12 protein-coding genes are annotated in these 13,057 nt (G+C 61.4%); 11 read left to right on the top strand and 1 reads right to left on the bottom strand.

The features are described 5' to 3' along the window. Positions 1-152: 152 nt before the first annotated feature. Complete coding sequence (locus AC1RTB_RS08075; RefSeq protein ID WP_492878123.1) at positions 153-980, bottom strand: MurR/RpiR family transcriptional regulator; 828 nt, start codon at positions 978-980, stop codon at positions 153-155. 160 nt (positions 981-1,140) lie between these two features. On the opposite strand from AC1RTB_RS08075, the gene AC1RTB_RS08080 reads away from it, so the two are divergent. From AC1RTB_RS08080 to AC1RTB_RS08130, 11 genes are all read left to right on the top strand, one after another. Then, a complete protein-coding gene (locus AC1RTB_RS08080; protein ID WP_492878121.1) occupies positions 1,141-1,962 on the top strand; it encodes an N-formylglutamate amidohydrolase in 822 nt (273 codons plus the stop codon). Between the two features lie 18 nt (positions 1,963-1,980). Further along, the gene (locus AC1RTB_RS08085; protein ID WP_492878120.1) at positions 1,981-3,567 is read left to right on the top strand and encodes an amino acid permease; all 1,587 of its coding nucleotides are present in this window, start codon (positions 1,981-1,983) and stop codon (positions 3,565-3,567) included. A gap of 105 nt (positions 3,568-3,672) precedes the next feature. Continuing rightward, entirely contained in the window at positions 3,673-5,043 is a 1,371-nt protein-coding gene (locus tag AC1RTB_RS08090; RefSeq protein WP_492878118.1) for a glutamine synthetase family protein, read from the top strand. A 54-nt stretch (positions 5,044-5,097) separates the two neighbouring features. Beyond that, positions 5,098-5,559: a helix-turn-helix domain-containing protein gene (locus tag AC1RTB_RS08095; protein WP_492878116.1), complete on the top strand. Its 462-nt coding sequence runs from the start codon at positions 5,098-5,100 to the stop codon at positions 5,557-5,559. Continuing rightward, entirely contained in the window at positions 5,549-5,968 is a 420-nt protein-coding gene (locus AC1RTB_RS08100) for a type II toxin-antitoxin system VapC family toxin (RefSeq protein WP_492878115.1), read from the top strand. Before AC1RTB_RS08095 ends, AC1RTB_RS08100 begins: the two co-directional genes overlap by 11 nt. A 16-nt stretch (positions 5,969-5,984) precedes the next feature. Continuing rightward, on the top strand, positions 5,985-7,370 hold the full coding sequence (locus tag AC1RTB_RS08105; RefSeq protein ID WP_492878113.1) for an aldehyde dehydrogenase family protein: 1,386 nt from the start codon (positions 5,985-5,987) through the stop codon (positions 7,368-7,370). Positions 7,371-7,543: 173 nt separating this feature from the next. Further along, entirely contained in the window at positions 7,544-8,716 is a 1,173-nt protein-coding gene (locus tag AC1RTB_RS08110) for an iron-containing alcohol dehydrogenase (protein WP_492878111.1), read from the top strand. Between the two features lie 239 nt (positions 8,717-8,955). Continuing rightward, complete coding sequence (locus tag AC1RTB_RS08115) at positions 8,956-10,062, top strand: ABC transporter substrate-binding protein (protein ID WP_492878110.1); 1,107 nt, start codon at positions 8,956-8,958, stop codon at positions 10,060-10,062. Positions 10,063-10,141: 79 nt separating this feature from the next. Next, a complete protein-coding gene (locus AC1RTB_RS08120) occupies positions 10,142-11,044 on the top strand; it encodes an ABC transporter permease (protein ID WP_492878202.1) in 903 nt (300 codons plus the stop codon). Beyond that, a complete protein-coding gene (locus AC1RTB_RS08125) occupies positions 11,041-11,832 on the top strand; it encodes an ABC transporter permease (protein ID WP_492878108.1) in 792 nt (263 codons plus the stop codon). The genes AC1RTB_RS08120 and AC1RTB_RS08125 overlap by 4 nt, the downstream gene beginning before the upstream one ends. A gap of 19 nt (positions 11,833-11,851) precedes the next feature. Continuing rightward, entirely contained in the window at positions 11,852-12,916 is a 1,065-nt protein-coding gene (locus tag AC1RTB_RS08130; protein ID WP_492878106.1) for an ABC transporter ATP-binding protein, read from the top strand. Positions 12,917-13,057: the final 141 nt, after the last annotated feature.

Raw genomic sequence — 13,057 nt, forward strand, 5'->3', positions numbered from 1 at the left:
ATGGCGCCTGCATACTATTTCGAGGTCTTGTGCGCGTAAGCAAGTTCGCGCCAGCGACCGCATTATAGCCTAGTTCGATAGCGGAGGCTTATGGCAATTCTCCGGCTGTCGCACGTTACATCTGTGTAATCTTCACAGGATCGGGCGCCCGGTCAGCGCAGGTCCTCGATCGCGCGGATGCGTTTGGCGCCGTCGGTTTCGAGCTTTCGGGTCAGCGCACCGATCAGCGTTTCGGCGGCAACGAACAATGCGGCCGATGAATCCCAGGCAGAAGGCACGGCCGTACGCCCGGCAATGACATGGCGGGCAAAACGCGCGATCGGCGACAGCCACTGGTCGGTGAACAGGATGATCGTCGCGCCGCGATGATGCGCCTTCTCGGCAAAGTGGATCAGGCTGTCTTGGTAACGGCGGATGTCGAAGATCAGCAGCGTGTCGCGCTTGCTCATGTCGATCAGCCGGTCTCGCCACAGGCTTTCCTGACCAACGAGATGGGTGACGTTGGGCCGGATCAAATTGAGGTGCGCTGCCATGTAACGCGCCAGGGGATCGGTGAAGCGTCCGCCGACGAGATAGACATGGGCGCGCTGGTTGGCGAGTTGGCCAACGATGTCGGTGAGTTGCTTGTCCGAGATATGCCGGAACGTTTCGCGGAGATTTTCGAGCACCGCTTCGAGGATTGGGGCCGTCGACGCGGGCAGGGGCGATTGCGTCGTGTTGGTACGCGAGGCCGGCGACTGCAGCTGGGCTGCCAGCTCGTCCTGAAGTGCCGACTGGAACTCGGGGTAGTTCTGGAAACCCAGCCTTGCCACAAAACGCAGGATGGTTGGCGACGACACGCCAGCCTGCTGGGAGAATTCGGCGACCGTTTTCAGCCCGATCAGCGGATATGAAGCGATCAGCGTCTGGGCCGCGCGGCGCTCGCCGGCAGGCATCGTGTCGATCTTTTCGGTGATCAGTTCGGCAACGCTCGAAACCATCTGCATTCCCCTCGGCGCACGTGGCCGCCCTGGCCCAAGCGTGTGTCAGTTGCGCGCCCCAAATGACATTTGACAAACTCTCCTGATGTGTATGAAATCATCCATAGGGGCGCAATGAACAAAAATACGTAACATACGATACGGCCCCGGGGATGAGTGAATGGGTATGGGCCAGGCTGCACTACGCGCCATGTCAAATGCCGTCCGGGTGACAAACCGGGCCGGGCGCAGCCCTTACGTCATTGTCTGCGATCACGCCTCCAACCATTTGCCCGCGAGCCTCGGCACGCTCGGCCTCGCCGCCTCCGAAATGCAGCGCCACATCGCCTGGGACCCGGGCGCGTTGCCTGTCGCCGAGCGCATGGCCGAGGGTCTCGACGCGACACTGGTTCAGTCCCGCGTCTCGCGTCTCGCCATCGACTGCAACCGCCCGCTTGGCGCCCACGATTTGATCCCCGAGATCAGCGAAACCACTGCGGTTCCCGGCAACGCCGCGCTCACCGCCGCTCAGCGCGAGGCGCGAATCGCGCTATCATGGCGCCCGTTCCACGATGCGATCGACGAGGTCGTTTCCGAACGGCTCCGCGAGGGGCGGGAGACGAGACTGGTGTCTGTCCATTCCTTCACTCCTGTTTACAAGGGCGTTGCACGCCCCTGGCACATCGGCATCATCCATGACGCGGATGCCCGGCTCGCCGCACCCTTGATTGCGGCGCTGCAGGAATTCGACAGCGTCAATGTCGGCATCAACGAGCCCTATTCGCCTGAAGACCGCGTCTATTTCACCTTGGAACACCACGGCAGGTCGCGCGGCCTGCCGTGTGCGATGATCGAAATCCGCAATGACGAAATTCCGGCGCAGACCGGGCAGCGGAAATGGGCGGACTTGCTCACGGGCATCTTTGCGGAGCTCGAACCGGAGGCGGGCGAAGCGGCCCCCTTCCGCGCGGGCGCCGCCCGCGCAGCTCAATCAAAGGCATAACAATAAGGGGACACTCACATGGCAGCACCTGGTTATACCGAAAAAGACAAGAGCGAGGACGTCCAAGTCCTCCACAGTATGGGCTACGCCCAGGAACTCGAACGGCGAATGAGCCAGTTTTCGAATTTCGCGGTTTCGTTCTCCATCATCTGCATCCTGTCCGGCGGCATCAACTCGCTCGCCCAGGCGACGTCGGGAGCCGGCGGTGCCGCCATCGGCATCGGCTGGCCGCTCGGCTGCTTCGTGTCGCTGGTTTTCGCCGTCGCCATGGCGCAGATCAGCTCGGCCTATCCGACGGCCGGCGGCCTCTATCACTGGGGCTCAATCCTCGGCAACCGCTTCACCGGCTGGCTGACCGCCTGGTTCAACCTGCTTGGCCTTGTCACCGTGCTCGGCGCCATCAATGTCGGCACCTACTACTTCTTCATGGGCGCCTTCGGCACCACCTATCTCGGTCTCGAAGACACGACCGTAACCCGCATTGTCTTCCTGGCCATCATCACCGGGTTGCAGGCGCTGGTGAACCATATGGGCATCGGCCTGACCGCTAGGCTCACCGATTTCTCCGGCTACCTGATCTTCGCCACGGCGATCGCACTGGCAATCGTGTGCCTGATCGCCGCCGACAGCTACGAGATATCCAGGCTGTTCACCTTCGGCAATTATTCCGGTGCCCCCACTTTGGCGGCAGATGGAACGCTTACCGGAGCCCCGGTCTGGCCGGCGAATTCGTCGATGTGGGTGTTCCTGCTCGGCCTGTTGCTGCCGATCTACACCATCACCGGCTACGACGCCTCGGCGCATACCTCGGAAGAGACGCTGAAGGCGGCGCATTCGGTGCCGCGCGCCATGATCGGTTCGGTGCTGTGGTCGGCCCTGTTCGGCTACATCATGCTGTGCGCCTTCGTGCTCATGCTGCCGAACATGGACGATGCCGCCAAGCAGGGCTGGAACGTGTTCTTCTGGGCGATGACCGAACAGGTCAACCCGGTGGTCAAGGACCTGCTCTACCTCGCCATCTTCGTCGCACAATGGCTGTGCGGCCTGGCGACCGTGACATCGGTGTCGCGCATGATCTTCGCCTTCTCGCGCGACGGTGGCCTTCCGGGCTCGAAGGTGCTGGCCAAGGTCAGCCCGACATACCGCACGCCTGTTGCGGCGATCTGGGCGGGCTCCATCTTGTCCGTCCTGTTTGTCTGGGGTTCGTCGCTGGTGTCCATCGGCGATACGCCGGTTTACACCATCGTCGTCGCCTGCACGGTCATCTTCCTGTTCTTCTCCTTCACCATTCCGATCGCTCTTGGTTTGATTGCCTGGGGCACCTCGAAGTGGGACAAGATGGGCCCGTTCAATCTCGGTGAAGGCATCTTCAAGCTGTTCGCCGTGCTGTCGATCATCGCCATGGTGCTGATCTTCGTGATCGGCATCCAGCCGCCGAACGACTGGGCGCTCTACATCACCGTCGGCTTCCTGGTCGTCACCGCCATCGTTTGGTTCGGCTTCGAGCGTGGCCGCTTCCAGGGTCCGCCGATCGGCGACGAGGTGGCCAAGCGTGCCGCCGAGATCGCGGCGGCCGAACGCGCCGTTGGCGAAACCGGACACTGACAGTCCTCAAAATGGCCGTGGCCGGCCAAGCGCCGGCCACGTCTTGTTTCAATCCCGAACGATCTTCCAAAACCTGAAAGTGGCATTGCCCGGAGCGGAAAGAAAATGGCTGGAAATCTCTCATTCGATCAGTTGAAAAAGGCTGTCGCCTCAGGCGAGATCGACACGGTTCTCGCTTGTGCCGTCGACATGCAGGGCAGGCTGGTCGGCAAGCGGTTTTTGGCCAAGTATTTTGTCGAATCCGCCTATGACGAGACCCATGGCTGCAACTATCTGCTGGCCAACGACATCGATATGGAGCCGGTGCCCGGCTACAAGGCGGCGAGTTGGTCGAAGGGTTATGGCGACTTCGTCATGAAGCCCGACCTCGACACCATCCGCAACGTGCCGTGGCTGGAAAAGACAGCGCTGCTGCTGTGCGATCTGCAGGATCACCACACGCATCAGGACCTGGCCCACTCGCCGCGCGGCATCCTGCGCAAGCAGGTCAAGCGGCTGCAGGAGCGCGGCTATCTCGCCTATTTCGCTTCCGAGCTCGAATTCTACCTGTTCAGCGAAACCTACGACTCGGCGCGTGGAAAGCACTGGCAGAACCTCGACACCGCATCGCCCTATATCGGCGACTATCTGATCGGCATCACCACCAAGGAAGAAGGCGTAATGCGCCGGCTTCGCAATGAGATGGAAGCCGCGGGCATCCCGATCGAGAACTCGAAAGGCGAGTGGGGTCCGGGCCAGGAAGAGATCAACGTCCGCTACGCCGAAGTGCTCGAGATGGCCGACCGGCACGTCATCCTGAAGAACGGCGCCAAGGAGATCGCAGCCAGCGAAGGCAAGGCCATCTCCTTCATGGCCAAGTACAATTACGGCCTCGCCGGCAATTCCAGCCACATCCACAACTCGCTGTGGAGCGCGGACGGCAAGACACCGCTGTTCTACGACAAGGGCAGCGAATGGACGTTGTCCAAGCTCGGTCAGCAATGGGCAGCCGGCCAGCTCAAATACGCCAAGGAGTTCACCTGGTTCCTGGCGCCCTACATCAATTCCTACAAGCGCTTCCAGGCCGGTACTTTCGCGCCGACCAAGATCATGTGGAGCGAGGACAACCGCACCGCCGGCTTCCGCCTCTGCGGCGAAGGCACCAAGGGCATCCGCATGGAGTGCCGCATCGGCGGCGCCGACCTTAACCCGTATCTCGCCTTCGCGGCGTTGATCGCGGCAGGCCTCGCCGGCATCGATGAAAAGCTCGAGTTGCAAAAGCCGTTTGTCGGCGACGCCTATCAGGCTGCCAGCCTGCCCGAAATTCCCAAGACCCTACGCGATGCCACCGAAACCCTGGCGTCATCGAAGATGCTGATGGAAGCGTTCGGCGAGGATGTCATCGAGCACTACGTCCACACCGCGCGCTGGGAACAGTTCGAATATGACCGCCGCATTACCGATTGGGAGCTGCACAGGGGATTTGAGCGGTATTGACAAAATCACAACGTTGCGACACGATGTGGTTATCGCAAAATTAGTCAGGCTGGCATGTCCACATCTCAGACAAAAATCGACAAGGAATGGTTCGACCGTCGAATGCAGGAGAACGGTCTGTCGCGTGGGAAGGTAGCCAAAAAAATGGGGCTGGACCCAAGCGCCTTGTCGCGTGCACTTAATGGCCAGCGCGGGATTAAAGCAGATGAGATTGTGAAAATCGCAGCGATACTCAACGAGCCGGAAAGCGCGGTGCTCGCTCACTTGAACATGCGGGGCGCTACGGAGGTTTTTGCGATCCCTACGCCGAAGCCGAACGCTGGTTCTGGCTTCATGGAGGCTCAGGTGGGTTTCAAAGACAGGTTGGACGTAAGTAGCGAAAACGAAGAGCGCATCATCCCGCCGCGCGGGGCTGATCCCCTGTTCGGCTGCATGGCCGACACGCTGACCTTGCTGCCTGATGTCGACTATACAGCGCCTGCTGATCCGGACTGGGGCAGGGTGTATGAAGACTGATGGCCTGCTTCTGGATACGTGCTTTATTCTTTGGCTTTCGACCGAGCAGCCGGTGGCACGAACTGCTGTCGATGAGGTCACCAATGTCAGGAGCAATGGCGGCGTGATCTCCGTTTCGGCGATGTCGGCTTGGGAAATCGGACTGCTCGTCGCCAAGGGCCGGCTTCCGTACATCAAGTCGCCGCTTGTATGGTTTCAGCAGTTTGTTGAAGCAGGAGCTGTGCGTGTCGAGGCTGTCGACAGCGAGGTGTTGGTTGAATCGTCGTTTCTGCCCGGCGGCGTCCACAACGATCCAGCGGACCGCATCATCATAGCCCAGGCCCGCTCGAAAAACTTGGCCATCGTCACGCGGGATCGGGCAATCCTTGCCTACGGTGCAGCTGGCTTTGTCAAAACAATCCCTTGTTGAACTGGAGTTCTCTGTTTTGGAAACCATAAAACTGAAATCCCCTGTCGATGGATCGATCTATGCCGAGCGGCCGATCGCCGAGGACAAGGCGATCAATGCGGCGGTCGAGCGCGCCCGCGCGGCTCAGGTCGCCTGGGCCCAGACCTCGATCGCCGAGCGCGGCAAATACATGCTCGCCATGCTCGAACACCTCGTGGCGATGAGCGACGAGATCGTGCCCGAGATTGCCTGGCAGATGGGCCGGCCAGTCCGCTATGGCGGCGAGTTCGGCGGCGTCAAGGAACGCACCAACTACATGGTCGAGATCGCCGAACAGGCGCTCAAGCCTGTGCTCGCCTCCAACCCCAAGGACGGCTTCCGCCGCTATGTCCGCAAGGATCCGCTCGGCGTGGTCATGGTCATCGCGCCGTGGAACTATCCATATCTGACCGCGGTCAACACCATTGTGCCAGCCCTGATGGCCGGATCGACAGTCATCCTCAAGCATGCCGCCCAGACGCTGCTCGTCGGCGAGCGCTTCGCCCAGGCTTTTGAAAAGGCTGGCCTGCCCAAGGGCGTGTTCCAGAACATCGTCCTGAACCACGTCCAGACCGAGAAGCTGCTCGCCTCCGGCAAGATCGATCACGTCAATTTCACCGGCTCGGTCGCTGGCGGGCGTGCCATCGAAAAGGCTGCCGCCGGCACCTTCATGACGCTTGGCCTCGAGCTTGGCGGCAAGGACCCGGCCTATGTGCTGCCCGACGCCAAGATGGACCATGCGGTCGCCAATCTTGTCGAGGGCGCGTTCTTCAATTCCGGCCAATGCTGTTGCGGCATCGAGCGCGTCTACGTTCACGAGAAGGTCTATGACCAGTTCGTCGAGGGCTTCATCGCCGAGACCAAGAGCTATGTTCTGGGCAACCCGCTTGAGCAGGCAACGACCATGGGGCCGATGGCGCAGGCCCGCTTCGCCGATTTCATCCGCGAGCAAAAGGCCGAAGCGCTGCGCAAGGGGGCCGTCGCGCACATGAACACCAAGGACGCCGCCGACAAGGCAGGCTCGCCCTATCTGCCGGCCGAGGTGCTGACCAATGTCGACCACCAGATGTCGGTCATGCGCGAAGAAAGCTTTGGCCCCATCGTCGGCATCATGAAGGTGCGCAACGATGAGGAAGCCATCGCCTTGATGAACGACAGCCCCTATGGCCTGACCGCCTCGATCTGGACCTCCGACACCGAGCACGCCATCGCCATCGGCGACCGTGTCGAAACCGGCACCGTGTTCATGAACCGCTGCGACTATCTCGATCCCGCTCTCGTGTGGACCGGCGTCAAGGACACCGGCAAGGGAGCAGCGCTTTCGGCGATCGGCTACGACAACCTGACCCGGCCGAAGTCGTATCACCTGCGCGAAAAGATCTAGTCACCTCATGCGACCCCCACTCCGTCTCGCTGCGCTCGACACCTCTCCCCCGATCGACGGGGGAGAGGAAGGGCCGTCTGCGATTTCGCTCCTTTCCTCTCCCCCTGGCAGGGGGAGAGGTGTCGAGCGCAGCGAGACGGAGTGGGGGTGCTTTTAACTTTCGGAAAGCAAAAATGTCCAAACTCGTTTCCAAATGGAATTACCCTACAACCGTTCGTTTCGGCGCCGGCCGCATCTCCGAGCTGCCCGACGCGTTGGCGGCAACCGGCATCAAGAAGCCGCTGTTCGTCACCGATCCGGGGCTGGCAAAACTGCCGGTCGTCGCTTCGACGCTGAAGATCCTCGACGACGCCAAGGTGCCTTACGGCGTCTTTTCCGATGTCCGCCCGAACCCTGTCGAGTCCAACCTCACCGCTGGCATCGCTGCCTTCAAAAAGGGCAAGCATGACGGCGTCATCGCCTTTGGCGGTGGCTCGGCGCTGGACCTTGGCAAGCTGATCGCATTTCAGGCCGGCCAGACGCTGCCCGTCTGGGATTTCGAGGATATCGGCGACTGGTGGACGCGCGCTAACAGCGACGCCATTGCGCCGATCATCGCCGTGCCGACCACCGCTGGCACTGGTTCGGAAGTCGGCCGCGCCAGCGTTTTGACGCATGAGGCGACGCATACCAAAAAGGTCATCTTCCATCCGAAGATCCTTCCCGCCATCGTCATCGCCGATCCGGAGCTTTCGGTCGGCATGCCGCAATTCATCACCGCCGGCACCGGCATGGATGCGCTGGCGCACTGCCTGGAGGCATATTGCGCGCCCGGGTTTCATCCCATGGCAGACGGTATCGGCGTCGAAGGCGTGCGGCTGGTCTTTGAAAACCTGCCCAAGGCCTATGCCAACGGCAAGGATCTGACCGCGCGTGCCAACATGATGGCAGCCGCCGCGATGGGCGCGACCGCATTCCAGAAGGGTCTCGGCGCCATCCACTCGCTGTCGCACCCGATCGGCGGCCTGTACGACACCCATCACGGCATGACGAATGCGGTGTTCATGCCCTATGTGCTGGCCTTCAACCGCGACGCGATCGAAGACAAGATCGTCCGGCTGGCCGCCTATTGCGGCATCAAGGGTGGTTTCGACGGTTTCGCCAAGGCTGTCATCAAGCTGCGCAAGGAGCTCAAGGTGCCGCACACGCTGCCGGGCCTGATCAAGGGCCTCGACATGGACAAGAAGCGCAAGACCCTCATCGCCGACATGGCGGTGGTCGATCCGACCGCTGGCGGCAACCCGGTCAAGCTCACCAAGAAGGCCGCACTCGGCTTGCTTGAAAACGCCATCGAAGGGACGGTTTGAGACTAGTGCTGGAACGCGAACCCGACTTGTATAGTCGGCAAAACAAAGGGGAGGGCTTGGGGAGGCTTCCGCAATTTAATTAGCCGGTAAACAACGGCGACGATTGCGACAACCGATTAAAAGTAGTTAACTTTTTTCCACTGCGCGCGCCGGCTTCATGTAACCTTCATGCGACTGTCACATGAAGTCGATACCGCATCGCAGGCGTCTCAGGGCGTCAGTTCAACGGAGAGGACAACATGTTCAAGCTTACGGGGAAAGTGCTTTCCCTTACCGCCGCGTCGCTGATGGTGACGACGGCGATCGTTTCCGCGCAGGATCTCGCTGCGCTCGAGGCTGCCGCCAAGGCGGAAGGCCAGCTCACCACCATCGCCTTGCCGCATGACTGGTGCGGTTACGGCGCTGTCATCGACGGCTTCAAGAAGAAGTACCCCGAGATCACCGTCAACGAGCTGAACCCCGATGCGGGTTCGAGCGACGAGATCGAAGCCATCAAGGCCAACAAGGACAACAAGGGCCCGCAGGCACCTGACGTCATCGACGTCGGCCTGTCCTATGGCCCGCAGGCCAAGGCCGACGGCCTGATCCAGCCCTACAAGGTCTCGACCTGGGCTTCGATCCCCGATACCGCCAAGGACGCTGACGGCTTCTGGTACGGCGACTATTACGGCGTTCTGTCGTTCGAAGTGAACAAGGACCTCGTCAAGAACGCGCCGGCCGATTGGGCCGACCTGCTCAAGGACGAATACAAGAACTCGGTTGCGCTCGCCGGCGATCCGCGCGCGTCCAACCAGGCAATCCAGGGCGTCTATGCGGCCGGCCTCGGCTCGGGTGCCACCGACGCAGCCTCGGCTGCCGAAAAGGGCCTCGCCTTCTTCAAGGAACTGAACGCCAAGGGCAACTTCGTGCCGGTCATCGGCAAGTCGGCGACCCTGGCTCAGGGCCAGACCCCGATCCTGATCACCTGGGACTACAACGCCCTTGCTGGTCGCGACACGCTCAACGGCAACCCGCCGGTGGAAGTCGTCGTTCCGAAGTCGGGCGTCGTTGCCGGCGTCTACGTTCAGGCGATCAGCGCCTATGCGCCGCACCCGAACGCAGCCAAGCTGTGGATGGAGTATCTCTATTCCGACGAAGGTCAGCTCGGCTGGCTGAAGGGCTATTGCCACCCGATTCGCTTCAACGATCTCGCCAAGAACGGCAAGATCCCGCAGGAAATGCTCGACAAGCTGCCGCCGGCCGCTGCCTATGAAAAGGCCGTGTTCCCGACGCTTGACGACCAGGCCAAGGGCAAGGAAGCGATCACCAAACAGTGGGATTCGGTTGTTGGCGCCAACGTCAAGTAATTGAATTCCTGCCATCGCGGGCGGCCTCGTGGCCGCCCGTATTTTCTCTCAAGACGGCGCCCGAATGACCCAAGCCAGCATGACCACCACGGCTGATGCCGCGCGCTCCGCGCCGCCGGACACGCGTAGCGGCTTCCGCCTGCCGACCCATTGGCTCGGCGTCGCGCCGTTCTTCATCTTCGCCCTGATGTTTTTGATCCTGCCGACGCTCTATCTCGTCGTCGGCGCCTTTCAGAACGACCAGGGCCAGTACACGCTCGACAACATCCGGCAATTGTTCATCGACGAGTCGATCCGCGACGCATACTGGGTCTCGATCAAGATCAGCTTCTTTTCCGCCACCGTCGGCGCTTTCGTCGGCCTTGCCATGGCGATTGCCATCGTCCGCGGCGGCTTGCCCGCCTGGGTGCGCTCGTCGACAATGACTTTCTCAGGCGTCGCCTCGAATTTCGCCGGCGTGCCGCTCGCCTTCGCCTTCCTGGCCACACTCGGCCGCCTCGGGCTCGTCACCGTCATCCTGCGCGATGTCTTTGGCATCAACATCTACGCGATGGGCTTCAACGTGCTCACGTCGTGGGGGCTGATCGTCGTTTATCTGTTCTTCCAGATCCCGCTGATGATCGTCATCATCACGCCGGCGATCGACGGGCTCAAGCGCGAATGGGGCGAGGCGGCAGCGACCCTTGGCGCCACCACCTGGCAATATTGGCGCATGGTCGTCATTCCGGTTTTGTGGCCGAGCTTCCTCGGCACCGTGATCCTGCTCTTCGCCAACGCTTTCGGCGCCATTGCCACCGCCTATGCCTTCACCGGCTCGTCACTCAACATCGTGCCGATCAAGCTTTACGCGCAGATCCGCGGCGACGTGCTGCACAATCCGCATCTCGGCTACGCGCTTGCCTTCGGCATGATCTTCGTCACCGGTCTCGCCAACATCTTCTACATCTGGTTCAGGACCCGCAGCGAGAGGTGGCTCAAATGAAGACCAGTCGCTTCTGGGCCTGGCTCGTCTTTGGCCTCGGCACAGCCTATTTCTTCATTCCGCTGATCGCGACCTTCGAGTTCTCGCTGCGCATGCGGCGCGGCGTCTATTCCTTCGATGCCTACCGTGTCGTGCTCGGCGATGCCCGCTTCCAGGAGACCTTCGCCTATTCGGTGACGGTCGCGGTGTTCACCATCATCCTTGGCGTTTTCCTCGTCGTGCCGACGGCCTACTGGATCAGGCTGCGCATGCCGCAGCTCCGGCCCATCGTCGAATTCATCACGCTTTTGCCACTCGTCATTCCTGCGATCGTCATCGTCTTCGGCTATATCAGGATGTACGGCTCGAACTCGCCGCTGCCATTCCTGGGTTCGGCGCGCGGCACCGACGCGCTGCTGGTGATCGGCTATGCGACACTGGCGCTGCCTTACATGTACCGTGCCGTCGACACCGGCCTGCGCACCATCGACGTGCGCACGCTGACCGAGGCCGCCCAGATCCTCGGTGCCGGCTGGACGACGATCATCGCTCGCGTCATCTTGCCCAACGTGCTCATCGCCGTACTGTCGGGCGCGTTCCTGACCTTTGCCATCGTCATTGGCGAGTTCACGCTGGCGAGCCTGCTCAACCGCCCGGCCTTCGGCCCTTATCTCCAGAACATTGGCGCCAACCGTGCCTATGAGCCGGCGGCGCTGGCGGTCATCGCCTTTGCCATCACCTGGGGCTGCATGTCGGTGATCCAGATCCTCTCGCGTTTCGCGCCGAAGTCGGCAAATCGCCCGAACTGAACAAAAAGAGCAAAAGCCAATGGCCGATCCCTTCCTTTCCATCCAGAACGTCAAGAAGTCCTTCGGCAACGTCGCCGTGGTCAAGGATTTCAACCTCGACGTCGGCGCTGGCGAATTCGTCTCGTTCCTCGGACCCTCGGGTTGCGGCAAGACCACCATGTTGCGCATCGTCGCCGGCTTCGAAGAGCCCTCGGCCGGCAAGGTCATGATCGGCGGCAAGGACGTCACCGGCCTCAAGCCCAACCAGCGCAACATCGGCATGGTGTTCCAGGCCTATGCGCTGTTTCCCAACCTGACAGTCGCCCAAAACATCGGCTTCGGCCTCAAGGTCGCCGGCATGCCCAAAGCCGAAGCCCAGGCGCGCGTCGCCGAAATGCTCAACATCATCAAGCTGCCCGAGTTCGGCGACCGCTATCCCTACCAGCTCTCAGGTGGCCAGCAGCAGCGTATCGCGCTTGCCCGCGCGCTTGCGCCCAAGCCAAAGCTGCTCCTGCTCGACGAGCCGCTGTCGGCGCTCGACGCCAAGGTGCGCATTTCGCTGCGCGAGGAAATCCGTTCGATCCAGAAGAAGCTCGGCATCACCACCATCTTCGTCACCCACGATCAGGAAGAGGCGCTGTCGATGTCCGACCGCATCGTGGTGATGAACGAAGGACGCGCCGACCAGACCGGCACGCCGTTCGAGATCTACAACCGCCCCTCGACCAAGTTCGTCGCCAATTTTGTCGGCACGCTCAATGTGCTTGAAGGCACGATCAGCGACGCGGCGTCCGGCACGGTCAAGGTCAATGCCGAAGAGATCGGGCTCAAGGGCAAGCTCAATGGCTCGAAGTCCGGCGACACGCTTTCCCTGGCGCTGCGGCCCGAGGCGATCTCGCTCGGCCGCAAAGCGGGCAACGATTCGAACCTGACCGGCCAGATCGCCGACGTGCATTTCCTGGGTTCGGTCATCCGCGTCCGCGTCGGCATCGGCCAGAACATGGTCTCGCTCGACACCTTCAACAGCCCCAACAGCCCCCCTCCCGCCGTCGGTGAAAAGACCGAGATCAGCTTCTCCTCCGGCGACGTGCTGGTGCTGCACTAGGGGCTCGGTCAACGGCGGCAAGATCGCCACTCTTGGCGATTATTACGACGTATTTGGCGTCTCCAAGCAGCTTGGGCTGATGCGATCTGACCCACGAAAGTGTCGTTGATCGACTTCGCCATTAAAAAGGCCGCGGACAGG

It is taken from the genome of Aminobacter sp. GW821-FHT11F06 (assembly GCF_058808215.1).